We start from the raw sequence: 25,764 nt of genomic DNA on the forward strand, positions 1-25,764 counted from the left end.
TTATAAGTTCTATATGGAGCCGTGCTATGTCTGCGCCACATCCGGTGGCGCCAACAGGACGGAAAGCCCATGACCCGCAAGAACATCGTGATCCTTACCGGTGCCGGCATCTCCGCCGAATCAGGCATCTCCACCTTCCGAGACACCGGCGGGCTGTGGGAAAACCACCGGCTGGAGGACGTGGCGACGCCGGAAGGCTTCGAGGCCGACCCGCATCTGGTTCATCGCTTCTATAACGCCCGCCGTGCCCAGTTGCACGAAGTCGCGCCCAATGCCGCGCATTTCGCCCTTGCGGCGCTGGAGCGGGCCTGGGAGGGGCGGGGGGATTTTCTGCTGGTGACGCAGAATGTGGACGACCTGCACGAGCGCGCGGGCAGCCGCCGCCTGTTGCACATGCATGGCGAGCTGCGCCGCCTACGCTGCACCATGTGTGAGGAGACACACCCGCACGCGCAGGATGCCGGGCTGGAGCTGGCCTGCCCGGCCTGCGGGCGCGCGGGCACGATGCGCCCGGACATCGTCTGGTTCGGTGAGATACCTTATCATATGGACGAGATCGGGGCGGCGCTGGGCGAGGCGGATATCTTCTGCGCCATAGGCACCTCTGGGCTGGTGTACCCGGCTGCCGGGTTCGCGGCGGAGGCCGTGCATAACCGGCGCGGCTGCGAGTTATTCGAGATCAACCCCAACCCGACCGGGGTTGAGGTGTATGACCATGTCATCGCCGCACCGGCAACGCACGGTATGGCGGAATTGTTGCGGTTGTTGGGCGTGGAGGACTAGGCGCGGTTTTGCCACGCGGCGTTTGGCCGCGTGGCAAGGACGAGTAGCTTAGACGGCGCTTTCGATCAGCGGCATCGCCATGCGGGACTTGGCCAGCACCATGCCGATATTGGCGGTGTTGCGGCACACGAACACGCCCACGTAATCCTGGTACTTCTTGCCGCGGATGAAGACGTGGATGTTGTTGTCGCTGTTGACGATGAACTCCTGGAAGTAATGGCGGGCGGACTCCACCCCCCGCGCGCGCTTCCAGATCGCCTCGACGGTGGCGACATTGGGGCCCTGGAACAGGTCCGAGGTGGCGGCGGCGACGAGATCGACCACTTCGCGCGGGTGGGAATCAACGGTCTTGATGCTGAGCAGGAAGCCGGACCCGACATCGATATAGCCGGCGGCGATGCATTCGGGGATGGTCGCGATCGATTGGGTCACAGCCGCATCGAGATTCGAGGTGGTGCTCATCGTCTGGTAGCTCCTTGTAAGGCTTAATTTTATTGATGGCGGGCAGGGGCCGCTTGTGGCGGCCTCTGGTCCCTTATCGGTTTATCCCCAGACGTTGTTGTCTTACGGCTCTTTGTTGCCGCCGGCCACGCGGTCGCGCAACAGGTTCTGCTCCTGCTGCACTTCGTATTCGGTCAGGAAGTCCTCCTGATCGTCCGACTGCACGAACTGGCGGTTGAAGCGGCGGATCTGGTTGAGCGCCCCTTGGGCCGACATGCCCTTCTCCTTCACCAGATAGGCGGCGAGGATGGTACCGGTGCGGCCAAGCCCGGCCAGGCAGTGCACGGCCAGCACCTTGCCGTTGTCCATCAGCTCGCGCATGCGCCCGACCAGCATGTCCATCTCGGCCGGGGTGGGCGCCTTGCGGTCGGCGATGGGCAGATGCACGTTCTTCAGCCCGTGCCGGGTCAGGGCGTCCTGCGGGAAATCCTGCTCGGTGAGGGTGATGAGCGTGGTCACGCCGACATTCTTCAGCAGGTCGAGGTCGTAATCCATATCCGCCGCCACGCCAGGCATTGGCGTCGCGGCGAGGCGTCCTTCCTCGATCCAGACAAAACCGCGCGGGCCGGAGGAGGCGCCGGGGTAGCGGGTCACCGCCACATGCTCGGGCTGGGCCAGAGCCACGGCCACGGGGGCAAGCATGGCGGGTGCCGGTTCCTCGGCCACGGGGTCTGGCTCCGGTTCTGGCGCGGGGGCCAGCGCGGCGCGGATTTCCGACTTGATGGCGGCCATGGCATCGGCGGAGAGCGGGGCGGGGGGCTGGACGTGGTCGGCCAGAACGGCGGCCTGGGCGTCCGGTGCGGGGACAGCCACGCTGCCCGTGGCCACGAACTGCGCCACCACAGGATTGGCGGTGTTGCTGAAGAACAGATCCGGCGTGGCCTGCTCTTGCACCCGGCCACCGGCGAGCAGGATGATCTCGTTGGAGATCATCTTCGCCTGCTTCTGGTTATGCAGCACTACCAGCAGCGCGCCATGCGCCCCCAGCGTTTGCAGCAGGTTGAGGACGACATCGGCATCGGCATCGGAGAGGCCGGAGGTCGGTTCGTCGATCATCAGCAGGGCGGAATCCGCCGCCGCCTCGCGCAGAATGGTGACGACGCGCTGTGAGAGCGTGTCCAGCTCCATGAACGGCGTGTCGAGCTTGGCGATCATGTTCTCCGCCCCGACCTGGCGGAGCCATTGGCTGGCCCAGTCGCGCTGCTCGGCTTCCGGCACGCCTTCCATCTGGCTCTTCACGTGGAATAGCAGGCTCTCCAGCGCCGAGCGCTGGGTGAGCTGGATTCGCTGCGCGACCAGCAGCGGGCGGTTTTCCATCGTGATGGGCTGGTCCTTGAACAGCGCCTCGCCCCAGCTCTTGAACAGGGCGTTCTGGCCGTACAGCCCGGCGAGCGAGCGCAGCAGGGTGGATTTGCCGGTACCGACCGGACCCATGAGCGTGGTGATGCCCTGGGCCGGGATGGCCAGCGTGACATTGTCGAGGATCACCTTGCCGCCGAATCCGACACCAAACCCGGCGCAGGTGAGGATGGCGGCGGCCGGAGCTGGCTGCGGCGCCGGTTCGGGCGGAAGCTCAAACACAGGCTCCGGCTCGGGTTTGGCCACAGGATGCAGGTCGAGAGGGGCTTCCTCTTCTGATAGCGCCGCCACGGACTCGGCTTCCACCGGCTCGGGCGGCAGGTCGATATGTTCTAGTATGGCGGTGGGATGCGGCTCGGTGATCGGCTCCAGCCGGGGGTCCACCCTGAGATCCTGCGTCAGTTCCTCGGGCTCGGGCGGCAGGTGCAGGTAATCGAGCAGCGGCTTTTCCTCGGCGGGCTCAGCCGGCAGGAAGGCGATTTCCGGCTTTTTCCTGTTCTTCTTGTCCTTGACCTTTTTGAAGTGCCGTTCGAGTTCGGCCAGTTCGCTCTCGCGCGATTGCTGGGGGCTGGCGCTGGCGGTCTCGGGGACGAAGCGCAACTCCTCACCGCTTGTGGTGAGCGTGAAGATGGACGTGTCGATCGGCCTCTCCTCCCGCCGCCGTCGGCGCGCCCGGCGCACGAGGTCCAGAAGCAGGAGGACGATGCCAAAGCCGAGAACGCCCAGCCCGATGTAGAGAATTTGTACTTCGTTCTTCAAAACCCGACCAGCCCCTGTGCTGACGGATATTTGTCGTTTGCCAGCGGCAATCAGCTTCCAGGCAGAGCCTCGGATAAAGCATATTGACGCACGGCTAACCAAATATCCATAATTGGAGGGTTTGCGCGCCTCCTTACAGGATGAAAGTTGGACGGCTAGCCCGCACGGATTTTAAGTTACAAGCTCTATAGAGCTTTGAAAAGGCAAGTGACGGGTGAATAAAGATTAAGTTACAGCTTGGTAACCAACGTGTCTTTGAAAAATGCCCAGAAAAAACGAACACTTCGGTGGGTGTCTCGTTTTTTGTTTGTGCAGGTGGCGGAGAGACAGGGATTCGAACCCTGGGTACGCTATTAACGTACACACGCTTTCCAAGCGTGCGCCTTAAGCCGCTCGGCCATCTCTCCAGCTCGGCGTGGGGGCACTCTCTAGCGAAAGCAAAGCCCCCTGCCAAGAGGCTTTAAGCATCCATTTTAAGTGCGGCGAGGAATGCGCTCTGCGGGATCTCCACTTTGCCGAACTGGCGCATGCGCTTCTTGCCCTCTTTCTGCTTTTCCAACAGCTTGCGCTTGCGGGAAATATCGCCGCCATAGCATTTGGCCGTCACGTCCTTGCTCAGCGCCGAGATGGTTTCGCGGGCGATGACGCGCCCGCCGATGGCCGCCTGGATGGCGATCTTGAACAGCTGCTTGGGGATGAGGTCCTTGAGCTTGCCGCAGATGGCGCGCCCGCGCGTTTCCGCCTGGGAGCGGTGGGCGATGAAGGAGAGCGCGTCCACCGGCTCGGCATTTACCAGGATGGAGATCTTCACGAGATCAGCCTCGGCGTAATTGTCCATCTGGTAGTCGAAACTCGCATAGCCGCGGCTCACCGATTTCAGGCGGTCGTAGAAGTCGAAGACCACCTCGTTCAGTGGCAGGCGGTACACGGCCATGGCGCGGTTGCCGACATAGGTCAGGTCCAATTGCTGGCCGCGGCGCTCGGAGCAGAGGGTGAGGATGGAGCCGAGATAGTCATCCGGCACCATGATGGTGGCCTTGATCCAGGGCTCCTCGATATGGTCGATAACCGAGCCGTCCGGCATGTCGGCCGGGTTGTGCAGCTCCTCCATCTCGCCGTTGGACTTGAAGATATGATAGACCACCGACGGCGCGGTGGCGATCAGGTCGAGGTCGAACTCGCGGGAGAGGCGCTCCTGGATGATCTCCAGATGCAGCAGCCCGAGGAAGCCGCAGCGGAAGCCGAAGCCCAGCGCCGCCGAGGTTTCGGCCTCGTAGTGGAAGCTGGCGTCGTTGAGGCGCAGCTTGCCCAGGGAGTCGCGGAGCTTCTCGAAATCGTCGGCGTCCACGGGGAACAGGCCGCACCACACCACCGGCACCGAGGGCTTGAAGCCCGGCAGAGCCTCGGGAGCAGGGCGGCGGTCCTCGGTGATGGTGTCGCCCACGTTGCAATCGGCCACGGTCTTGATGGCGGCGGTGATGTAGCCCATCTCGCCCGGCCCAAGCTCCTCCACCGGGCGCATGCGGGGGGTGAACACGCCAATCTGCTCCACCGGATGCACCGCGCCCGTGGACATCATGCGGATCTTCTGGCCCTTCTTCATCACGCCATTCTTGATGCGCACCAGGATGACCACGCCAAGATACTGGTCGTACCAGCTATCCACCAGCAGGGCCTGAAGCTCGGCCTTGGCGTCGCCCTTCGGCGGTGGCAGGCGGGTAACGAGCGCTTCCAGCACGCCCTCGATATTCAGGCCGGTCTTGGCGGAAATCTCCACCGCGTCCGAGGCGTCGATGCCGATCACGTCCTCGATCTGCTGCTTCACTTTCGGCACGTCGGCGGCGGGAAGGTCGATCTTGTTCAGAACTGGCACGATCTCGTGATGCGCGTCGATGGCCTGGTACACGTTGGCCAGCGTCTGCGCCTCCACGCCCTGGGAGGCGTCCACCACCAGTAGCGAGCCCTCGCAGGCGGCGAGCGAGCGGCTGACCTCATAGGCGAAGTCCACATGGCCTGGGGTGTCCATGAGGTTGAGGACGTAGGTCTTGCCGTCCTTGGCGGGGTAGCTCAGGCGCACGGTCTGCGCCTTGATGGTGATGCCGCGCTCCTTCTCGATGTCCATGTTGTCGAGCACCTGCTCGGTCATCTCGCGCGCGGTCAGGCCGCCGCAATGCTGGATCAGCCGGTCGGCCAACGTGGATTTGCCATGGTCGATATGCGCGATGATGGAGAAGTTGCGGATCAGGTCGAGAGGTGTGCCGGTCATGGGGGAGCTTTACGCGAAAAGGGGGGCGGCTGTCATGGGCCGCGTTGCATGAAAAAGGGGCCCCGGACGAGGCCCCTTTTCTTATGTCATGGCGGATGCCGGAAGATGCGGCGTTACGCCGCCTTCTTGGCCAGCAGCCCCTGGGCGATCAGCGCCTCGGCGATCTGCACGGCGTTGAGGGCAGCACCCTTGCGCAGATTGTCGGACACACACCAGAAGGCGAGGCCGTGCGGCACGGTCGGGTCGCGGCGGATGCGCGAGACGAACACCGCGTCCTCGCCCTTGCACTCGATCGGCGTGGTGTAGCCGCCCGGCACGTGCTGGTCCTCGACGATGATGCCCGGCGCCTTGCTCAGCAGCTTGCGGGCCTCGGCCACGTCCACCGGGTTTTCGAACTCGGCATACACGGCCTCGGAGTGGCCGATGAACACCGGCACGCGTACGCAGGTGGCGATGACCGGCACGTTCGGGTCGAGGATCTTCTTGGTCTCGACGGCCATCTTCCACTCTTCCTTGGTGGCGCCGTCATCCATGAACACGTCGATCTGCGGGATGCAGTTGAAGGCGATGTCCTTCTGGAACACCTGCGGCTTGCCGTGGTCGTTCACGAACTGCACCTTGGTGTTGTTGTAGAGCTCGTCCATGCCCTCTTTGCCCGCGCCGGACACGGACTGGTAGGTGCTCACCACCACGCGCTTGATCTTGTACTTCTCGTGCAGGGGCTTGAGCGCCACCACCATCTGGATGGTCGAGCAGTTGGGGTTGGCGATGATGTTCTTCTTGGCGAACTTCGCGAGGTCATGCGGGTTCACCTCGGGCACCACCAGCGGCACGTCCGGGTCCATGCGGAACTGGGAGGTGTTGTCGATGACCACGCAGCCCTGCGCCCCCGCGCGCGGGGCGTGGACGGCGGACACCGAGGCGCCGGGGGAGAACAGGCCGATATCCCAGCCGGTGAAGTCGAAGGTCTCGAGGTTCTGCACCTTCAGCACCTTGTCTTCGCCGAAGGAGACTTCCTGCCCGGCGGAACGGCCGGAGGCGAGGGCGGCGACTTCCGACACGGGGAAGTTGCGCTGCGCGAGGGTTTTGAGGATTTCGCGCCCAACCGCACCGGTGGCACCGACAACCGCAACCCTGTAAGACATGACCAAAACTCCAAACTGAAGAAAAGTGCAGGGTGGAGTAGGGCCAAAGACGGCAAAGTGCAAGCGGGGCGCCCGAATCGCCCTGGCTTTGGGCGGCATGGCTGCTACAACTTTCTTATGAGTTCCGGCATAGAGTCTGTCGCGTCTGCCCGCACGCGTGAGCTGTTTGGCCATCGCCCCTTTTTGCTGTTCCTGCTGGGGCGTGCCTTTTCCAGCTTCTCCTACCAGATCGGCGCGGTCGCCATAGGCTGGCAGGTTTATGCCCTTACCCATAGCGTGCTGGCGCTGGGCTTGATCGGGCTGGTGCAGTTCCTGCCCTCGGCGGGGCTCACCTTCTTCGCTGGTCACGCCGCCGACCAGTTCGACCGCCGCCGCGTGACCCAGGCCTGTCAGGGCATCGAAGGCACGGTCGCGCTGTTCCTGGCCTGGGGCGGTTGGGGCGGTTGGCTGAACGTGGCCGAGATCTTCGCCGCCGTGGTGGTGATGGGGGCGGCGCGGTCCTTCGAGAGTCCGGCGGTGAGCGCCCTGCTGCCTGCCGTGGTGCCGGCGGGGATGTTGCAAAAGGCCACGGCCATGTCGTCCTCGGCATTCCAGACAGCCACCATCCTCGGTCCGGCGCTGGGCGGCCTGATCTACGCGCTCTCCTCCGCCGCGCCTTACGCGGTGATGGCCGCGGCCTGGGGCGTCTCGGCGGCCATGGCCGGGATGCTTCATGTGGAGCGTCCGGTGATGCCCAAGGAGCCGCCGACGCTGAAAGCCCTGTTCGCCGGGGTGGGGTTCGTGCGGCGGAGCCAGGAAATCCTGGGCACTATCTCGCTCGACCTGTTTGCCGTGATCCTGGGCGGCGCCACCGCGCTGCTGCCCGTTTATGCGCATGACATTCTGCACACTGGGCCATGGGGGCTGGGTGTATTGCGCGGCGCTCCGGCGATGGGGGCGCTGCTGGTCAGTGGCTGGATGACCCATTCGCCCATCGCCAGCCGGGTGGGGATGCGGATGTTCCAGGCCGTCATCCTTTACGGGGTGACGACCATAGTGTTCGGCCTGTCGCATTTCATGTGGCTGTCGGTAGCGGCGCTGTTCGTGATGGGGGCGGCGGACATGGTGAGCGTGGTCATCCGGCTTTCCCTGGTGCAGCTGCGCACTCCCGACGACATGCGCGGGCGGGTGGGGGCGGTGAACTTCCTGTTCATCAACGCCTCCAACCAGCTCGGCGAGTTCGAGAGCGGCTTCACCGCCGCGCTGTTCGGTACCGTACCAGCGGTTGTGCTGGGCGGGCTTGGCACGGTGGCGGTGGCGCTGCTGTGGATGCGGCTGTTCCCGGCGCTACGGAATGTGGAGAGGCTGGAATAAAGCTTAACCCCCGAAGAAGACATGCTATAACGTCTCCGTAACAGGGGGCGGTCATGCAAGAGATCATCAACGAGTTCGGCTCCGGGATCTATTACGTTGCCCATGTCGTGATGACCGGAATCGGCATTATCGATGACGGCTTCTCCGTCTTCATGCGGGCGGCGGGGGTGGTCAACCCCGGGTTGCAGCTTGATTTTCTGCTGCTCATGGTCGTCGCCGTGGTGGTCTTGACCATGCGTATCATTGGCGGCGGGCTGGGGTGGATCATCCTGCTGCTCTGCGTTCTGCTGCTGCTGCATCGTGTCGTGCCGGGGTTCAGCTCGCCCGGTGGGCTTCCCGCATCCTCGTCGCTACAGAGCGCCATACAGCAATAGCCGCCTGGTTCGATTTACTTGACGGTTTTGTCATAAAACGGCAGGTGCTCTGTTACTTCCCGTAACTGAGCCGGCGGTATCCGGCCTTGCGCGCGGGGCAATTTTGAGGGCCGGGCCCCTGAGGGAGTGCAGAATGACCGCCGAAGTAACCCCCGAACTTTATGGCATTATCGAAGAAAAAGGCATTGCCGAGGTCTCCCCGCAGGAGCGCCACGGTAACCCGAAGGCCGTGTTCGGCCTGTGGATGGCCGCGAATATCGAATTCGCGACCCTGACCACCGGCGCGCTGGCCACGGGCTGGCTGGGCCTGTCTTTCTCGGCGGCGCTGCTGGCTATCGTTATTGCCAATGTGCTGGGCGGGCTGGTGCTGGCCTTCTTCAGCACTTTCGGGGTGGATTACGGCCGCCCGCAGATGATCCAGGGCGCCAACTGGTTCGGCGAGCTGGGCAACAAGCTGCCCTCGCTGCTGAATTTCTTCGGCGGGTTTTCGTGGTTCGCGGTCAACACCATCGCCGGGGCCTATGCGCTGCAATATTTCTTCGGCGGCAGCCTCATCATCGGCGTGGTCGCGCTCTCGCTGGTGCAGGTCGCCATCGCCTTCTTCGGGCATGACCTGATCCAGACGGCGGAGAAATACCTGGTCTATTTCCTGACCCTGGCCTTCCTGGCGCTCACCGTGGTGGCGGTGCAGCATCTGGGCCTCTCTGTGCCTGAGAACGTGAAGGCCGAGGCGGCGGTGGGCGGCTTCTCCGGCGCGTTCATCCTCACCGTCTCGATCATGGTGGGCTACATGGTCGGCTGGATTCCCTATTCCTCCGACTATACCCGCTATTTGCGTACCGAGACCGGCGCCGCCGGGGTGAAGAAGACCGTGTTCTCCTACGCCTTCCTCGGCTCGGTGATCTCCACCGTGTGGATCGAGGCGCTGGGCGCGCTGCTGGGGGCCGCCGTGTCCTTCACCAAGCCGTCTGACCTGTTCACCACCTGGATGCCCGACTGGTTCAAGGTGCCGTTCCTCATCGCCGTCATCCTGGGCACGATCAGTGCCAACATCATCAACATCTACTCCGCCACGCTCTCCGCCCTGGCGGCGGCGAACTTCATCACCAATTACGAGAACTTCCTGCTGGTGCTCGGCTACTGGACCATGCCGTGGATTGCTATCACCCTGCTGTGCCATGTTACCGACCGCGTCTCCCGCCTGCCGGTGAGTGCCGCGTTCATCGCCTGGGTGGGGGCCATCGCCGTGTCCTGGCCGTTCTATAACCAGGCACTTTATGTCGGCCCGGTGGCGGCCAAGTTCCCGCAGATTGGCGATTCCACCTTCATCGTCTCCTTCGTCGCCGGGGCGCTGTTCTATTTGCTGCTGAGCAAGCCCGCCAAGGCGGCGTAAGCCAGCAACATCGCACGCTACGAACCGGCCAGGGGGATGCCCTCTGGCCGGTTTTTTCATGCCGGTTTGCCGGTGGTCACGCTGGCGTGCAGGTCGATCCGCGGCAGCCGTACCACCAGGGCGACGCCTAGCACCAGGAAGATGGCGGCGGCGAGGAAGCCGAGGCGGAAGCCCGAGAGGCTGGCATGCCCGGCCAGGGTTATGGCCACCCCCGCCAGCGTGGCCCCGAATGTGCCGCCCATGGCGCGCACCACCAGCAAGATGCCGGTTGCAGCGCCCATCTCGCCGCGATGGGCAAGGCTTTGCACCGCCACCAGCGTGGTTGGCATCAGCCCGCCCAGGCCAATGCCCCCCAGCGCGGCGAAGCCGACCGGCCAAAGCGGGCTTGCGGCATGCAGGCTGAAGCAGAGCAGGCCGTAGCCAATGGTGCCGATCAGCAGCGCCGCCGTCAGCACGGGCTTCACCTGCCCGGTGCGCCGGGTGGTTTGCCCGGCGGCAAAGGCGCCGATGGTGCTGGCGAACAGCATCGGCACCAGATGCAGGCCCGCGGTGGAGGCGGTTTCACCGTAGATCCATTGCAGCAGCAGCGGCAGCAGGAAGATGGCGGTGAACAAGGCCGCCGAAGTCAGCCCGCCGAGCAACGCGACGCCCCCGACCCGGCTCAGCAACGCCGCCGGCAGCAGCGGCGCCGGGGCTATGCGCTGCTGCGCCGCGAGCAGGGCGAAGCCGAGCAGGGCGGCGGCCCAGATCGCCGCCTCCTGCCAGGAAAGCCAGGGGAAATCCGTGCCGCCCTCGCTCAGCGCCAGCACGGTGGCGGCCACGCTGAACATCAGCAGCGCCGCCCCGGCATAGTCGATGCGCCCTTTGGTTCCCGCCACGGGCAGGCTCCGCAAGGCGCGGGTGCTCATGACAAGCGCGATGACCGCCAGCGGCAAATTGCCCCAGAAGATCCAGCGCCAGGAGAGATGCTGGGTGATGAAACCGCCCACCACCGGCCCGGCAAGGGACGAGAGTGCCCACATGGAGGCGAACCAGCCCTGGTAGCGCCCGCGCTCGCGCGGCGGCACCACATCGGCCACCGCCGCCTGGCCAACGGCCGCCAGCGCCCCGCCGCCCAGGCCCTGCAGCGCCCGGCCCAGAGCGAGCATCGGCACCGAATCCGCCACGGCGCAGACGACGCAGGCCGCCAGAAACACCAACAGCGCCGGGGCCAGGACCTTGTAGCGCCCGATATGGTCGGAGAGTTTGCCGTAAATGGGCGTGGTGGCGGTGGTGGTGAGCAGATAGGCCGAGACCACCCAGGAAAGATGCGCGTCGCCATGCAGGTTGGCGGCGATCTGCGGTATGGCGGGCAGCACCACCGACTGGTCCAGCGCCACCAGCAGGATGCAGGTGATAACCCCCGTGACCACGCGCAGCCGTTCGGCATGGCTGTAGTCGCGTTGTTCCGGTATTGCCGTGGCGCTGGCGTTTGCCGTCATGCCTGTGCACTCTCCCGTATTTGCGTTTTTCCCGCACTGCGGGAATAGAACAAGCCTCGCGCAGTTCTTAAGTTCAAGGGCCAACCCACCATGCCGCTCAGCCATACCGTTCCGCGCCGCCTCTTGCACATGCGCGACATCCGCCTGAGCGGTTATGAGCGCGAGGACGGGCTCATGGATGTCGAGGCGCATATGACCGATATCAAGACCTACAGCGCCAGCAATATTGACCGGAATGGCATCCAGGCCGGGGAGCCGCTGCACGATATGTGGCTGCGCATGACGCTGACGCAGGAGCTGGAGATCGTGGCCTGCGAGGCCGCGATGGACGCCACACCTTATTCCATATGTCCCGGAGTGGCGCCGAATTTCGAGCGGCTCAAGGGGCTGGTCATCGGCAAGGGGTTTCTTACCCAGGCGGCGCAGCGCGTGCGCGGGGTGGAGGGCTGCACGCATCTGCGCGAGCTGATCCAGCAGGTGGCCACCGTGGCCTACCAGACCCGCCAGGGGCTGCGTAAACCCACGGATAAGTCCGCGCCGGCGCACCATCTGGGCGCGGAGCCGCGGCTGGCGCGCGGGCTTCTCAACAGCTGTTACGCGCATGACGAGGCCGGGCCGATCGCCGCCAGGGCCCGCCCAGCCCCGGCTGAGGATGAAAACCGCTGAAACTAGACGTCCGATGAAACGTTTACGGCCTTGCTGCGCGTAAAACGCTATGTTACTGCCCCGCGCAGCCCCGGCTAAGGGGGCTTGAATTTTAGACCATGGCAACTAGGCGGGACAAAAATATTGGCCGAGATCACAGGCACTGGCGAGACCGGGTTGACCGCGCGTTACGCGGCTGCTCTGTATGCACTGGCTTTTGAGCAGAACGCCCTGAACGAGGTAATTGAGCAGATGCAGGCTCTCGGGCGGCTGATCGCCGAGAGCGCGCCGCTCAAGCAGTTCCTGGCCAACCCGCTGACCGACGCCGCCAAGGCCCGCCAGGTTCTGGCCGATGCCCTCGCCGCCCAGGGTTTCGGCACGCTGGTGCGCAATTTCGTCAATGTCGTCGTGGCGAATCGCCGCCTGCGCGACCTGCCGGCCCCGGTCGCCGGTTTCGCCGCCTATGTCGCCGCCAAGCGCGGCGAGGTCGTGGCCGATGTCACCTCCTCGCACGAGCTTACCGAATTGCAGCGCACCCAGCTGCGTGCCCGCCTGGCGGAAGCCGGCTATGGCAATGTCCGTCTTGTCGAGCACACCGACCCCAGCCTGCTCGGCGGGCTGGTGCTGAAAGTCGGCGCCAAACTTTTCGATACCAGCCTTAAGTCACGCCTTAACCGGCTCAACTATTCTCTCAAGGGAGCTGCCTGACATGGAGATCCGCCCAGCCGAAATCTCCGAGATCCTGAAGCGTCAGATCGCGGATTTCGACACCGAAGCAAACGTGGCCGAGACCGGCCAGGTCCTCTCCGTGGGTGACGGCATTGCCCGCGTCTTCGGCCTGAGCAATGTGGAAGCCGGCGAGCTTGTGGAATTTCCCGGCGCCGGAATCAAGGGCATGGCGCTCAACCTCGAGGCCGACAATGTCGGCGTGGTGATCTTCGGCGACGACAAGACCATCCGCGAGGGCGACACCGTCACCCGCACCGGCCAGATCGTCGACGTGCCGGTGGGCAAGGGCCTGCTGGGCCGCGTGGTGGACGCGTTGGGCACCCCGATCGACGGCAAGGGCCCGATCGTGGCCTCCGAGCGCCGCCTCGTCGAGACCAAGGCCCCGGGCATCATTCCCCGTAAGTCCGTGCATGAGCCGATGCAGACCGGCATCAAGGCCATCGACGTGCTGGTGCCCGTCGGCCGCGGCCAGCGCGAGCTGATCATCGGTGACCGCCAGACCGGCAAGACCGCGCTGATCATCGACTCCATCATCAACCAGAAGGCCGTCAACGCTACTGGCGATGAGAGCAAGAAGCTGTACTGCATCTACGTTGCGGTCGGGCAGAAGCGCTCCACCGTGGCGCAGCTGGTGCGCACCCTCGAGGAGTACGGCGTGATGGAGTACTCCATCGTCGTCGCCGCCACCGCCTCCGACCCGGCCCCGATGCAGTACTTGGCCCCGTACACCGGCACCGCCATGGGCGAGTACTTCCGCGACAACGGCATGCACGCCCTCATCGGTTACGACGACCTCTCCAAGCAGGCTGTCGCCTACCGCCAGATGTCGCTGCTGCTGCGCCGTCCGCCGGGCCGTGAAGCCTATCCCGGAGACGTGTTCTATCTGCACTCGCGCCTGCTCGAGCGCGCGGCCAAGATGTCCGACGACAAGGGCGCTGGCTCGCTCACCGCTCTGCCGGTCATCGAGACCCAGGCCGGTGACGTCTCCGCCTACATCCCGACCAACGTGATCTCCATCACCGACGGTCAGATCTTCCTGGAGACGGAGCTGTTCTTCAAGGGCATCCGCCCCGCCATCAATGTTGGCCTCTCCGTTTCGCGCGTCGGCTCTGCCGCGCAGATCAAGGCGATGAAGCAGGTGGCCGGCAAGATCAAGCTGGACCTGGCGCAGTACCGCGAAATGGCGGCCTTCGCCCAGTTCTCCTCCGATCTCGACCCCGCCACGCAGAAGCTGCTGGCCCGTGGCGCGCGCCTGACCGAGCTGCTGAAGCAGCCGCAGTTCAAGCCGCTCTCCGTGGCTGAGCAGGTCATCTCCGTGTTCGCTGGTACCCGCGGCTATCTCGATACCGTCGCGGTGACGGATGTCGGCAAGTTCGAGGCGGCGCTGCTGACCACGATCCAGGCCACCGCGCCGGAGATCGTGCAGGCCATCGAGGCTGACCAGCAGATCAAGCCGGACACCGAGACGAAGCTGATCGCCTTCATCGAGAACCTGCTCCGCACGTTCGGATAAGCCCATGGCCTCCTTGAAATCCCTGCGCAACCGGATCAACTCCGTCAAATCGACGCGGAAGATCACGAGCGCCATGAAGATGGTGGCGGCCGCCAAGCTGCGCCGCGCGCAGGCGCAGGCCGAGGCGGCACGCCCCTATGCTTGCCGCATGGGCGAGATGCTCGCGGCGCTAGCCGCCTCCGAGGCGGGCAACCCCAATGCCAGCCCGCTGCTGGTGGGTAACGGCAAGAGCAAGACGCATCTGCTCGTCGCCGTGACCGCCGACCGCGGTCTTGCGGGCGCCTTCAACGCGAACATCGCCAAGGCGGTCCGCACCAAGGCTAAGGCGCTGGAGGCTGAGGGCAAGACGGTGAAGATCTTCACGCTGGGCCGTAAGGGCAATGACGCCCTGCGCCTGGACATGAAGGACAAGATCGTCGGCACCAAGAACTTCGTTGGCAAGAAGGCCGCCAGCTTCGCCGACGCCGAAGAAGTGGCGCAGGAACTGGTGCGCGGCTTCAAGGCTGGCGAATACGACGTCATCACCCTGGTGTACAACCACTTCCAGAACGTGATGGTCCAGAAGCCGACCGAGCAGCCGCTGGTCCCGGCGGCCCAGCCCACGGCCAACGACAATAAGATGGAGCACAACTACGAGGTGGAGCCGGATGATGGTTCGCTCCTCGAGCGTCTGCTGCCGCGCAACCTCGCGGTGCAGATCTATGCCGCCTTGCTGGACAATAGCGCCGGCTTCTACGCGGCACAGATGACCTCCATGGATAGCGCCACGCGTAATGCGGGCGAGATGATCAAGAAGCTGACGCTCAGCTACAACCGGGCGCGGCAGGCGAACATCACGACTGAACTGATTGAAATCATTGCTGGCGCGCAAGCCGTTTGAGGATAGAGAGATGACAAGCAACAACACCGGCCGAGTGACGCAGATCATGGGTGCGGTCGTCGACGTGCAGTTCGACGGCGCGCTCCCCTTCATCCAGAACGCGCTGGAAACCAAGGTGGGTGACCGCCGCTTGGTGCTGGAAGTCGCGCAGGAAATCGGCGAGCGTACCGTGCGCTGCATCGCCATGGACAGCACCGACGGCATGGTGCGCGGCCAGCAGGTGACTGACACCGGCGCCGCCATCTCCGTGCCGGTCGGCCCGGGCGTGCTGGGGCGCATCCTGAACGTGATCGGTGAGCCGATCGACGAGCGTGGCGCCATCCCCGCCGCCGCCCACTCCCCGATCCACCGCTCCGCCCCCTCCTTCGAGGAGCAGGCCGGCTCGGCCGAGATCCTCGTCACCGGCATCAAGGTGGTTGACCTGCTGGCTCCCTACCTGAAGGGCGGTAAGGTTGGCCTGTTCGGCGGCGCCGGCGTGGGCAAGACCGTGCTCATCCAGGAGCTGATCAACAACATCGCCAAGGGCCATGGCGGCGTGTCCGTGTTCGCGGGCGTGGGTGAGCGTACCCGTGAGGGTAACGACCTGTACCACGAAATGGTCGATGCCGGCGTTATCAAGCTGAACGAGAACGACACCGAAGGTTCCAAGGTGGCGCTGGTTTATGGCCAGATGAACGAGCCGCCGGGTGCGCGCGCCCGCGTCGCCCTCTCCGGCGTGACGATGGCCGAGTACTTCCGCGACGTGGAAGGCCAGGACGTGCTGTTCTTCGTGGACAACATCTTCCGCTTCACCCAGGCGGGTGCCGAGATGTCCGCGCTGCTGGGCCGTATCCCCTCCGCGGTGGGTTACCAGCCGACGCTGGCCACCGACATGGGCGCCCTGCAGGAGCGCGTCACCTCCACCAAGAAGGGGTCCATCACCTCCGTGCAGGCCGTGTACGTGCCGGCGGACGATCTGACCGACCCGGCCCCGGCCGCGACTTTCGCCCATCTCGACGCGACCACGGTGCTCAACCGCGCGATCGCAGAAAAGGGCATCTACCCGGCCGTGGACCCGTTGGACTCCACCTCCCGCTCGCTCGACCCGCGTATCGTCGGCGAGGAACACTACAAGGTTGCCCGCGACGTGCAGCGCATCCTGCAGACCTACAAGTCCCTGCAGGACATCATTGCCATTCTGGGCATGGACGAGCTCTCGGAAGAGGACAAGCAGGTTGTGGCCCGCGCCCGTAAGATCGAGCGCTTCCTCTCCCAGCCTTTCCATGTGGCCGAAGTGTTCACCGGTTCGCCGGGCAAGTTCGTGAAGGTCGAGGACACCATCCGCGGCTTCAAGGGCATCGTGAACGGCGAGTACGATCACCTGCCGGAAGCCGCCTTCTACATGGTTGGCACCATCGAGGAAGCGATCGCCAAGGCCGAAACCCTGGCCGCGAAGGCGTAATCAATGCCGATCGCCCTGGAAATCATCAGCCCGGAAAAGCTGCTGCTGGCGCGTGACGTCGATATGGTCGTCATTCCTGGCACGGAGGGCGATATCGGCGTGCTCCCGGGGCACTCGATGCTGATCACCGGTCTGCGCGGCGGGCTGGTGGACATCTACGAGAAGGACCAGGTCACCGACCGTTTCTTCGTCTCCGGCGGTTTCGCCGAGATCACCGAATCGCGCATCGCCGTGCTGGCCGATGAGATCGTCCGTCAGGCCGATCTCGACCCGGCCAAGGCGGCGGACGCCCTGGCCAAGGCCAAGGCGGCGTATGAGGCGGCGGATCTGAACAATGCCGACGCCTATCGCGAGGTCTCCGACCAGCTGATCTCCGCACAGGCGATGGTCGACTCCATCGCCCCCGGCAAGGCGGAATAGTTAGCGAGCCAAGAGGCGGCGAATTAAAAAGGCTCTCCCGCAGGGGAGAGCCTTTTTTGTTGGTGGCTGGATGCTGGACTTCAGTGTGTCAGCATCTTGAGCCCGACGAGGAAGAGGATGATGCCCAGCAGAATCTTCAGCACCACATCCGGGGCGTAGCGCGCGCCGTAGCTGCCGATGATGATGCCCGGGACGGAGCCGACCAGCAGCGATTCCAGCAGCGTGAAATTGATGGTGCCGAGATACCAGTGCCCGAGCCCGGCGAGCAGGGTCAGCGGCACGGCATGGGCAATGTCCGACCCTACGATGCGCACGATCGGCAAGCGCGGGTAGAGGACGAGCAGGGCGATGGTGCCCAGCGCCCCGGCCCCCACGGATGACAGCGATACCAGCACGCCTAGGATGAAGCCGACCACGACGGTCAGCTTTAAGGAATTGGTCTCGCCGAATTCCGGGTAGCGACGCGCGATGAGGTGGACGATTTTATCTTTGAACAGCAGCGAAACGGCGCTGAGTAGTAGCGCCACGCCCAGCGCCGTGGTGATGGCCGTGGTGATCGCCTTGCTGTTGATGCCGAAATAGCTGATCGCCAGCAGGCTGAGGACGGTGGCAGGTACGGAGCCGGTGGCCAGACGGCGCACGATGCCCCAATCCACGGTCTTGCCGGCGCTGTGGATGGTGGTGCCGACCGTCTTGGTGGCGGCGGCGAAGAGCAAATCAGTGCCGACCGCTGTGGCGGGATGAAAGCGGAAGAAGAGTACGAGAATCGGCGTCATCAGCGAGCCGCCGCCTACACCCGTCAGCCCGACGGCCAAGCCCACGAGCAGGCCGGAGAACGCATAACCAGGCTGAACAGACATATGATCTATTATATTCATAGGCTTACCTATCACATGGGTAGCCGATGGAGCAATCTATGTACGGGTGCGCGGGTGCGCCCGGCGCCAGACATCGAGGAGCTGGGCCGTATCGACATCGGTATAGCGCTGCGTGGTGGAAAGGCTGGCATGGCCGAGCAATTCCTGGATGGCGCGAAGGTCCGCTCCGCCCGCCAGCAGATGCGTGGCGAAGGAATGGCGCAGCGCGTGCGGGGTGGCGTGCTCGGGCAGGCCGTTGAAGCGGCGGAAATCGCGCAGGGCCTTCTGGGCGACGCCCGCATTTAGCCGCCCCCCGCGTGTGCCCACGAATAATGGCTCGTCCCGTCCCGGATTCGGGTGCAATTTCAGCCACGTGGCCAGAGCCTCGCGCACCGCGGGCAGCAGCGGCACAATCCGTTGTTTATTGCCTTTGCCGGTGACGCGCAGCGGTGCGTCCATAGCCGGGAGGTCGCCCACGTTGAGAGACAGCGCCTCGTTGATGCGCAGACCGGCACCGTAGAGCAGCGTCATCAGCGCGGAATTGCGAGCTTGCAGGGCGGGGGTATCCTCAACCTCGCCGATGTCTTCGGCCACGCTGATGGCGTCCGTGGCGCTCAGGGCCTTGGGTAGCGGGCGCTTGGGGCGGGGGCGGGAGATCAGCTCCAGCGCCGTGGTCTCGACACCGTGGCGCTTTTTCAGGAAGCGGAAGAAGGTTTTGATGGCAGAGAGCTTGCGCGCGCGGGTGGCGTTGATGTCGCCCGCCTTGGCGGCCAAAGCGAGCCAGGCACGAAAGTCGGCGGCGCTTAAGGCGCGCAGGCTGCCCAGGGTGACAGCCTCGCCGGTATGCCCGGCGAGGAAGCCCAAAAACCCGCGCACATCGCGCGCATAGGTTTCCAGCGTCTTTTCAGCGGCCCGGCGCTCAGCGCCGAGCCAGGAGCAGAAATCCTCGGTGAGGCTCTCAGACAATGCTCTGCCCGGTGGCAGCCCAATCCTTCATGAAGGCGGCGAGGCCCTTGTCGGTGAGCGGGTGGTTGTAGAGCTGCTTGATCACGCCCGGCGGGATGGTGGCGACATCGGCGCCCATCTTGGCGGCCTCGATCAGGTGGATCGGGTTGCGGATGGAGGCAGCCAGAACCTCGGTCTTGATGTTCGGGTAGTTGGCGTAGATCTGCACGATGTCGGCGATCAGATCCATGCCGTTCTGGCCGATATCGTCCAGGCGGCCGATGAAGGGGGAGATGAAGGTGGCGCCGGCCTTGGCCGCCAGCAGCGCCTGGGCAGCGGAGAAGCACAGGGTCACGTTCACCATCACGCCATCCTGCGAGAGGGTGTGGCAGGCGCGCAGGCCGTCCGGCGTCAGGGGTACCTTGATCACCACGTTCTTGGCGATCTTGCGCAGCACTTTGGCCTCTTTGAGCATCTGCTTGTACTCGGTGGCGGCCACTTCGGCGCTCACCGGGCCGTCCACCACCTCGCAGATCTCGGCGATCACGTCGAGAATCTTGCGGCCGGACTTGGCGATGAGGGAGGGATTCGTGGTCACGCCATCCAACAGGCCGGTTTCGGCCAGCTCGCGGATTTCGTTGATCTCGGCGGTATCTACAAAGAATTTCATGGGTTACTTTCCGGTGGTCTGGGTTCCTGGTTAAGCATACAGCATGGAGCCCTCCGCCCAAACAACCCGTGTGAGCGTATTGCTCCCCTATAAGTTCGACACCGCCTTCACCTATGCGGCTGACGAACCGTTGGCGCCGGGCACATTAGTAAGAGTGCCGCTGGGCTCGCGCGTGGTGGTGGGGGCGGTGTGGGATGATGCGCCAGATATGGCGGTGAAGGTGAAGCCCATTGCCGGGGTGTATGCCGTCCCGCCGCTGCCGGAGACGACTCGCAAGTTCATCGACTGGGTGGCGGGCTACACCCTGGCCCGGCGCGGCGATGTGCTGGCTTTGGGGCTAAAGGAGCAACTACTCGTCGCCCCGCCCAAGCGCGCCAAGCAATTCGCGTTTGGCGGCGCTGACCCCGCTCTTCCTGGCCCGGTGCTCTCCCCGGCGCAGGAGGCGGCGGCCACGGCGCTTTGCGCCTCTGTGTGGGCGCAAAAATTCGAGGTGACGCTGCTCGACGGCGTTACCGGCTCGGGCAAGACCGAGGTGTATCTGGAAGCCGTGGCCGAGGCGTTGCGCCTGGGCCGTCAAGTGATGGTGCTGCTGCCTGAGATCGCGCTGTCCATCCAGGTTCTTGAGCGTTTCGCTGCGCGCTTCGGCACTGCCCCGGCGGTCTGGCATTCCGAGCTCACCCCGGCGCACCGGCGCGAGACCTACCGCGCCGTGGCCGAAGGGCGGGCCGATGTGGTGGTGGGGGCGCGCTCGGCGTTGTTCCTGCCGTTCCCCAAGCTTGGGCTCATCGTGGTGGATGAGGAGCATGAGACCGCCTTCAAGCAGGAGGATGGCGTGATGTATAACGCGCGGGACATGGCGGTGGTGCGCGCCAAGTTCTGTGCCTGCCCTGTGGTGTTGGTGAGTGCCACGCCAAGCCTGGAGAGTGTGGAGAACGCTGCCCAGGGGCGTTACCGTAAGCTGGACCTGCCCTCACGCCATGGCGGGGCGTCCCTGCCCAAGACCCACGCCATCGATCTGCGCCAGGCCCCGCCGGAGCGGGGGAAGTTCCTCTCGCCCCGGCTGCTGGCGGCGATGCGCGAGACGCTGGAGCGCGGCGAGCAGGCGATGTTGTTCCTTAATCGTCGGGGTTACGCGCCGCTGACGCTGTGCCGCAAATGCGGCCACCGGATTGCCTGCCCACATTGCAGCGCCTGGCTGGTGGAGCATCGCTCCCACGCCCGGCTGATCTGCCATCACTGTGGCCATACCATCCCCAAGCCGGTGCAATGCCCCTCCTGCGAGGCGGAGAATTCCTTCGTGCCGATCGGCCCCGGTGTCGAGCGCATTGCCGAGGAGGTGGCCGAAGCCTTCCCCGATACGGGAGCGCTGGTCATGGCGTCGGACATCATCGTCGGCCCGGCCCAGGCGGCGGAGGCGGCGCGGCGGATCAATGCGCGCGAGGTGGGGATCATCATTGGTACGCAGATGGTGGCCAAGGGCTGGCATTTTCCGCTGCTCACGCTGGTGGGGGTGGTGGATGCCGATCTGGGGCTGGCGGGAGGCGATCTGCGCGCAAGCGAGCATACGGTGCAGATGCTGCATCAGGTAGCGGGCCGCGCCGGGCGGGCTGGGGCGCCGGGGCAGGTGCTGCTGCAGACCTTCGCGCCCGAGCATCCGGTGATCGCCGCACTGCTCTCGGGCGATCTGCAGGAGTTCCTGGCGCAGGAGGCGGCGCAGCGTCGGCCCGGCCATTGGCCGCCTTTCGGGCGGCTGGCGGCGCTCATCATCAGCGCCACCGATGAGCGCATGGCCGATCAGGCGGCGCGCGATCTCGCCCGTGCGGCGCCGCGCGGGCAGGGGATTCAGGTGCTGGGGCCGGCACCCGCGCCCATCGCGCTGCTGCGCGGACGGTTCCGGCGGCGGCTATTGCTGAAGACAACACGAGAGATTGCCGTGCAGCCCTTGCTGCGGGACTGGCTGGCGCGGGTGGAAGTGCCGCGTGTGGTGCGAGTCGATGTGGATATCGACCCGGTGTCTTTCATGTAATCAGTCGTTCGCCGGATAGGCGGCCATGAGCCGCTTCTGGTGCCACCACAAAGCCGCCAGCTTGAGCAGCCCTACCGGCTTCAGCCCCAAGCGGCGGCGGATTTCCGCGCCGATCTGGAACGACTCGCCGTAGTGGAAGAACTGCGTGGTGTAGGCGCGGCCCAGCGTCATCGCCGGGTCCCAGATATTGGTGGCCTCGGAGCCGGAGCCGTTGAACTCGATGATCTTGAAATCCCGCCCGTCGCGCAGGGCGTCCAGCGTGTCGTAGCGCAGGTCGATGCGGGAGAAATACACATCCGGCATGTCGTGCATGATCTCGTCAATGCGCGCGGTGAGGGCGGGGGTGACGATGTCCAGTCCGTCCTTGAAAGTGGAGCCGCGGCAGTGATTGCCGACGAACACCAGCCGAACGCGCTCGCCCGGGGCGGGGATGGTGTTGGCCTTGGCGCCGATCTTGCTCAGCAGCAGGGCGGAAACGGCATTGAGCCTTGTATCGGCGGCTATCAGCTCGCGCACGCTGCGCTTGCCGTCGCCGGTCACGATGGGGGCGTATTTCAGCGTCACCGATGTGATGCGCCCCTGTGCTTCGCCTGGACGGCGGATATAGAAAATTCCGGCCTCGCCCTCATAGGGGATGAGCGCCTGCAATTGCAGCGCCGTGGCGCGGGGGAAGGCGGCCAGATAGTCGGCCAGCTCGGCATCGTTATGCACCACCCGCACGCCGACGCCGTTGCAGCTCATATCCGGCTTGGCCACCACGGGGTAGCTCAGGCCGGTCTCGGCCATGGCGTTGCGGGCCAGGGCAAGGTCGTTGCCACCACGATGGCCGGAGGTGGTCAGGCCTACGAAATTGGCGATCCATTGCCGGGCTTCGGGACCGGCGAGGTTGAGAATCTCGTTCTTGGACTCGCCGCAGATACCCCCCGCCGCGATGCGGGGATTGGCGAGGGAAGGGAGGGTGACGCTGCCATAGCGAAGCGACTTGAGCACCCAGTACACCACCACCGGCGCGTAAAACAGCCAGCCCGGCCAGAACTCGAAGAATGAAACCGGAGACTTGCCTTTGCCGCGCCCCGGTGCGCCCAGCGCCCCGGCGAAAGATGCGTCGCTCATGGCGTGTCCCTTCTTTTTATATAGTAGAGCCGCGTGGCAAGCCGCCCGACCGTGATGATGATCAACAAAAATACAGCAAGACCGGCCCAGCGCCAAAGCCCCAGGTAGTGCATCATCAGCACACCCAGATGCAGGCTGACGAAGAAGAGCCCGGAGGTCCAGATCAGCGTGGCGGCGATGGCGGCCAGGGCGAACTGCACCAGCGGCGCGTGCAGGAAGCCGAGTGTGGTGTAGGTGGGCAGGCGCAGCCCGGGAACAAAACGGCTCACCATGACCAAGGGGAACACGCGCTGCTTCACCCAGCGCTGGCCGAGGTCGCGCCGCTGCGCCGGCACCAGCCGCTTTGCCCATTCATGCTTGCCGGAGAGCCAGCCCAGCCCGTACAGCCCGAGGTCGCCCAGCACGATGCCAGCGTAAAGCGAACCAAGCGCCAGCGGCAGGGAAAGCGCGCCGCTGGCCACCTGCATGGCGGCCAGCAGAGTCGCGGCGTCCTCCAGGATGAAGGTGCCGGCAATGACCGCCGAGGCCTGCAACAACTTGTTGCCGCCCGCTGCCGCGAGCAACCCGGCTAAGCTGATAAGTGTCATGCGGCGTCACATAGAGCCAGATCGGCTCCAGGCCAAATCCGGACGGGGTTAAGTTCCGTCGGCGTTGGTCAGCATGGCCAGATGATCGGCGCTGGGCGGAATGACCTTGCAGGAATTGCCCCGCGCGGCCATGGCGCTGCAAGTGGCGCGGGCGCCATTGGAGGTCAGCCCGGCGAGCTGGGCGCTCCACATGGTATGGCCCTTGGTCTCCACCTTGGCGATGCGCGGGATGCCCTCGCCCCGCAGGTGATGCGCGGTGAGCGCCGCCGTGCGCGCCTTGGCCATGCGGCTATATACGCCAAGCTGCGCCACCCAGCCGCTGGCCGGTGTGGCATGGGAGCGGTTGGCGGAGGGGATGGGGGCCGCGGTGCGCGGATGAGTGTTCGAGGCCATCTGCAACGTGCCGCCCTGCGGCATCACCGGCTTGGCAGCCGAGGCCACGGTGGTGGTCGTGGGGGCGCGGCCGCCGAAGCCGCTGTCGAGCAGGGCGCGCATCTGGGTGTAGGTGGCACCCCAGCTCGGCTCGTGCAGCACCACGCCGATCAGCACATGGCCGTTGCGTTGGGCGCTGGTGATGAGGTTGTGGCGGGCGAGGTCGGTATAGCCGGTCTTCATCCCGGTGGCGCCGGGATAGGTCTTCAGCATCTGGTTGTTGCTGAACACGGTGCGGCCACGGAAATTGAAGCTCTGCACCTCGAAGAACTGCTGGTCCTCGGGGAAGTTCTGCACGATGTCCCGCGCCAGCAGCGAGAGGTCCCGCGCGGTGGTCACCTGGTTGGGGTTGGGCAGGCCGGAGGCGTTGGCGAAATTCGTCTGCGCCATGCCGAGCTGCTTGGCGCGCTGGGTCATCATCTGCGCGCAACGATACTCGGAGCCGCCGCCGAGATACTCGCCGAGGGCGGTGGCGGCGTCGTTGGCGGACATGGTGGTCATCGCCAGGATGGCGTCCCGCGCGGCGATGGTGGAGCCGGGCACCAGGCCGAGCTTGACCGGCTGAACCGAGGTGGCGTGGGCGGAGACGGGGATCTGCGTGTCCAGCGTCATCTGCCCGCTGCGCAGCGCCTGGAAGGCGAGGTCCAGCGTCATCAGTTTGGTCAGGCTGGCGGGGTAGCGCGGCGTGTCCGCGCCGCTGGCGCCGAGCACCTGGCCGGATTGCGCGTCGACAAGGATGGTGCTGACACCCGGCGCGGTCGGGCCGTAGCCGGTATCATCGGCGGTGGGCTGCACCTGCGGCGCCGGCTGCGCGACATGATGCGCCGTATGGTGATGCTGCTTCGCGGTGGCTGGCGCCGCGGTAAACGCGGCCGCGCACAACCAAGCTGCCATGACTCCGGTGTTTGTCCGCCAGCTTCGCATGATCGCCCTTAACCCCGTCATTGCAAAATCATACCGCAGTTTAATCGCCACGCTGCCGGACTGTCCAGCGCAAAACCATAAAATCTTTTCCAAGAACATAGGGTTAAGTTGGGTTTTTGAGGCACCTGGGGTATCGGCCCGAACAAGGTGGGGCAGGGGGTGAAAATGACGGACTCATGACGATTTTGTGCGGCGCACAAAATCGTTGACGAAAGGAATTTATCATTCTACAAAACGCATGCTGCATTGCGGTATGCGCCGTTTTGCTCGCCTGGTTGGGGCCGTGCAGTTTCGTTCTTAATTGCTTGCGGGAGAAAATTGTTAAAATGAGCGCCACGAAAGCCAAAGCCTCCACCGCCGCCGCCGACACCGCGGCCGCCACCATCGAATCCGCGACCGAAGCCTCCGTGAAGGGCTTCGAGAAGTCCCTTTCCGCCGTGCGTGAAGGCATCGAGAAAGCCACGAAGGGTCTGGAGTCCTCCCAGGCCAAGCTGAAGGAAGGCGTTGAGAAAGCCGTGAAGACCTCTGAAGAAATGCTGGCGTTCAGCCAGGGCAACCTGGAAGCCTTCGTGAAGGCCACCCAGATCTACGCCACCGGCTTCCAGGACCTGTCCAAGCACCTGGCCGCCACCTCCAAGGAATCCATTGAGGAATCCGTCGCGTTCGGCAAGTCGCTGATCGGCGTGAAGTCCGTGAAGGAAGCCGTGGATCTGCAGACCAGCTACACCAAGGCCAGCATCGAGAAGGCCGTTGCCGAGTCCAACAAGCTCGCCGACGCCGCCGTGAAGCTGACCGAGCAGGCCATTGCCCCGCTGACCGCCCGCGTGACCCTCGCGGTCGAGACCTTCGGGAAGACCCGCTAATCCGGTTTGCTCCCGCTTTCCCGGCGCGTGTCATGCGCGTCGGGATTGGGAGCTAACCTACCGATACGGCGCGCGCTTTAGGCGTGTGCGCAAAAAGGCCGGCCACCCAAGGTGTCCGGCCTTTTTGCTGTCGTGGAGTGTTGTTCTTCCCCAGGCTTGGTTACTGGATATTTACCGGTGCCGTGCCCATGTTTTTTGCAGTTGAGAGAAATTCTCTCTTTCATAGGCGGCCGTGCTTTCGATATGCTCCCCATATGGCGGCGTGAAACCCGCCCGGCTGAAGAGGAGGCGGGACCATGGTGTCG

At 64.7% G+C, this 25,764-nt stretch carries 23 protein-coding genes and 1 tRNA gene; 12 read left to right on the plus strand and 12 right to left on the minus strand.

What is annotated here, in order from left to right; genetic code table 11:
* The first annotated feature begins 69 nt into the window (after positions 1–69).
* Positions 70–783 (plus strand): NAD-dependent deacylase, encoded by a 714-nt coding sequence (locus HNP71_RS06040; RefSeq protein WP_183265974.1) that lies wholly within the window; start codon positions 70–72, stop codon positions 781–783.
* A 48-nt stretch (positions 784–831) separates the two neighbouring features.
* Here the strand turns inward: HNP71_RS06040 and HNP71_RS06045 are convergent, their stop codons facing one another.
* The 5 genes from HNP71_RS06045 to HNP71_RS06065 all read right to left on the minus strand — a co-directional run bounded on the left by HNP71_RS06045 (position 832) and on the right by HNP71_RS06065 (position 6,813).
* The gene (locus HNP71_RS06045; RefSeq protein ID WP_183265975.1) at positions 832–1,245 is read right to left on the minus strand and encodes a hypothetical protein; all 414 of its coding nucleotides are present in this window, start codon (positions 1,243–1,245) and stop codon (positions 832–834) included.
* A gap of 102 nt (positions 1,246–1,347) precedes the next feature.
* Positions 1,348–3,402 carry a phosphatase domain-containing protein gene (locus HNP71_RS06050; protein ID WP_183265976.1) on the minus strand — a complete coding sequence of 685 codons (2,055 nt, stop codon included), beginning with the start codon at positions 3,400–3,402 and terminating at the stop codon, positions 1,348–1,350.
* A 316-nt stretch (positions 3,403–3,718) separates the two neighbouring features.
* Positions 3,719–3,809: transfer RNA gene (locus tag HNP71_RS06055), tRNA-Ser, on the minus strand.
* Positions 3,810–3,862: 53 nt separating this feature from the next.
* Positions 3,863–5,668, minus strand: a complete 1,806-nt coding sequence (lepA, locus tag HNP71_RS06060; protein ID WP_183265977.1) for a translation elongation factor 4 — start codon at positions 5,666–5,668, stop codon at positions 3,863–3,865.
* Positions 5,669–5,781: 113 nt separating this feature from the next.
* Positions 5,782–6,813 (minus strand): aspartate-semialdehyde dehydrogenase, encoded by a 1,032-nt coding sequence (locus HNP71_RS06065; protein ID WP_183265978.1) that lies wholly within the window; start codon positions 6,811–6,813, stop codon positions 5,782–5,784.
* Positions 6,814–6,930: 117 nt separating this feature from the next.
* Between HNP71_RS06065 and HNP71_RS06070 the strand changes: the two genes are divergently transcribed.
* From HNP71_RS06070 to HNP71_RS06080, 3 genes are all read left to right on the plus strand, one after another.
* Positions 6,931–8,166, plus strand: a complete 1,236-nt coding sequence (locus HNP71_RS06070) for an MFS transporter (protein ID WP_183265979.1) — start codon at positions 6,931–6,933, stop codon at positions 8,164–8,166.
* Positions 8,167–8,219: 53 nt separating this feature from the next.
* On the plus strand, positions 8,220–8,540 hold the full coding sequence (locus tag HNP71_RS06075) for a hypothetical protein (protein ID WP_183265980.1): 321 nt from the start codon (positions 8,220–8,222) through the stop codon (positions 8,538–8,540).
* A gap of 133 nt (positions 8,541–8,673) precedes the next feature.
* Positions 8,674–9,933 carry a purine-cytosine permease family protein gene (locus tag HNP71_RS06080; protein ID WP_183265981.1) on the plus strand — a complete coding sequence of 420 codons (1,260 nt, stop codon included), beginning with the start codon at positions 8,674–8,676 and terminating at the stop codon, positions 9,931–9,933.
* Positions 9,934–9,989: 56 nt separating this feature from the next.
* On the opposite strand, the gene HNP71_RS06085 is transcribed toward HNP71_RS06080, so the two are convergent.
* Positions 9,990–11,414, minus strand: coding sequence for an MDR family MFS transporter (locus tag HNP71_RS06085; RefSeq protein ID WP_183265982.1), 1,425 nt, complete (start codon positions 11,412–11,414; stop codon positions 9,990–9,992).
* Positions 11,415–11,504: 90 nt separating this feature from the next.
* Here HNP71_RS06085 and HNP71_RS06090 point away from each other — a divergent pair, with 90 nt between their 5' ends.
* The 6 genes from HNP71_RS06090 (at position 11,505) to atpC (ending at position 17,042) form a co-directional block, all read left to right on the plus strand.
* Positions 11,505–12,080: a DUF2889 domain-containing protein gene (locus HNP71_RS06090; RefSeq protein WP_183265983.1), complete on the plus strand. Its 576-nt coding sequence runs from the start codon at positions 11,505–11,507 to the stop codon at positions 12,078–12,080.
* A gap of 123 nt (positions 12,081–12,203) precedes the next feature.
* Positions 12,204–12,767, plus strand: a complete 564-nt coding sequence (gene atpH, locus HNP71_RS06095) for an ATP synthase F1 subunit delta (RefSeq protein WP_221246644.1) — start codon at positions 12,204–12,206, stop codon at positions 12,765–12,767.
* A gap of 1 nt (position 12,768) precedes the next feature.
* Positions 12,769–14,301, plus strand: a complete 1,533-nt coding sequence (atpA, locus tag HNP71_RS06100; RefSeq protein ID WP_183265984.1) for a F0F1 ATP synthase subunit alpha — start codon at positions 12,769–12,771, stop codon at positions 14,299–14,301.
* 4 nt (positions 14,302–14,305) lie between these two features.
* A complete protein-coding gene (locus HNP71_RS06105; RefSeq protein ID WP_183265985.1) occupies positions 14,306–15,181 on the plus strand; it encodes a F0F1 ATP synthase subunit gamma in 876 nt (291 codons plus the stop codon).
* A gap of 10 nt (positions 15,182–15,191) precedes the next feature.
* Positions 15,192–16,622: a F0F1 ATP synthase subunit beta gene (gene atpD, locus HNP71_RS06110; RefSeq protein WP_183265986.1), complete on the plus strand. Its 1,431-nt coding sequence runs from the start codon at positions 15,192–15,194 to the stop codon at positions 16,620–16,622.
* 3 nt (positions 16,623–16,625) lie between these two features.
* On the plus strand, positions 16,626–17,042 hold the full coding sequence (atpC, locus tag HNP71_RS06115; RefSeq protein WP_183265987.1) for an ATP synthase F1 subunit epsilon: 417 nt from the start codon (positions 16,626–16,628) through the stop codon (positions 17,040–17,042).
* A gap of 80 nt (positions 17,043–17,122) precedes the next feature.
* Here the strand turns inward: atpC and HNP71_RS06120 are convergent, their stop codons facing one another.
* Genes HNP71_RS06120 through fsa form a run of 3 tightly spaced genes read right to left on the minus strand, consistent with a single transcriptional unit; the run spans position 17,123 to position 19,514 of the window.
* Positions 17,123–17,902, minus strand: a complete 780-nt coding sequence (locus tag HNP71_RS06120) for a sulfite exporter TauE/SafE family protein (protein ID WP_246344091.1) — start codon at positions 17,900–17,902, stop codon at positions 17,123–17,125.
* A 54-nt stretch (positions 17,903–17,956) separates the two neighbouring features.
* Positions 17,957–18,865 (minus strand): tyrosine recombinase XerC, encoded by a 909-nt coding sequence (locus HNP71_RS06125; RefSeq protein ID WP_183265989.1) that lies wholly within the window; start codon positions 18,863–18,865, stop codon positions 17,957–17,959.
* On the minus strand, positions 18,858–19,514 hold the full coding sequence (gene fsa, locus HNP71_RS06130; RefSeq protein WP_183265990.1) for a fructose-6-phosphate aldolase: 657 nt from the start codon (positions 19,512–19,514) through the stop codon (positions 18,858–18,860). The genes HNP71_RS06125 and fsa overlap by 8 nt, the downstream gene beginning before the upstream one ends.
* A 43-nt stretch (positions 19,515–19,557) precedes the next feature.
* Here fsa and HNP71_RS06135 point away from each other — a divergent pair, with 43 nt between their 5' ends.
* The gene (locus tag HNP71_RS06135) at positions 19,558–21,540 is read left to right on the plus strand and encodes a primosomal protein N' (protein WP_183265991.1); all 1,983 of its coding nucleotides are present in this window, start codon (positions 19,558–19,560) and stop codon (positions 21,538–21,540) included.
* Here HNP71_RS06135 and HNP71_RS06140 read toward each other — a convergent pair whose 3' ends face one another.
* Genes HNP71_RS06140 through HNP71_RS06150 form a run of 3 tightly spaced genes read right to left on the minus strand, consistent with a single transcriptional unit; the run spans position 21,541 to position 24,566 of the window.
* The gene (locus HNP71_RS06140) at positions 21,541–22,653 is read right to left on the minus strand and encodes a D-alanine--D-alanine ligase (RefSeq protein ID WP_183265992.1); all 1,113 of its coding nucleotides are present in this window, start codon (positions 22,651–22,653) and stop codon (positions 21,541–21,543) included. It abuts the gene before it with no gap.
* On the minus strand, positions 22,650–23,240 hold the full coding sequence (locus tag HNP71_RS06145) for a DedA family protein (protein WP_183265993.1): 591 nt from the start codon (positions 23,238–23,240) through the stop codon (positions 22,650–22,652). Before HNP71_RS06145 ends, HNP71_RS06140 begins: the two co-directional genes overlap by 4 nt.
* A gap of 48 nt (positions 23,241–23,288) precedes the next feature.
* A complete protein-coding gene (locus tag HNP71_RS06150; protein WP_183265994.1) occupies positions 23,289–24,566 on the minus strand; it encodes a D-alanyl-D-alanine carboxypeptidase family protein in 1,278 nt (425 codons plus the stop codon).
* A 356-nt stretch (positions 24,567–24,922) separates the two neighbouring features.
* On the opposite strand from HNP71_RS06150, the gene HNP71_RS06155 reads away from it, so the two are divergent.
* Positions 24,923–25,459 (plus strand): phasin family protein, encoded by a 537-nt coding sequence (locus HNP71_RS06155; RefSeq protein WP_183265995.1) that lies wholly within the window; start codon positions 24,923–24,925, stop codon positions 25,457–25,459.
* Positions 25,460–25,764: the final 305 nt, after the last annotated feature.

The sequence above is a fragment of the Acidocella aromatica genome, from assembly GCF_014201825.1.
GTDB classification, from domain to species: Bacteria; Pseudomonadota; Alphaproteobacteria; order Acetobacterales; family Acetobacteraceae; genus Acidocella; species Acidocella aromatica.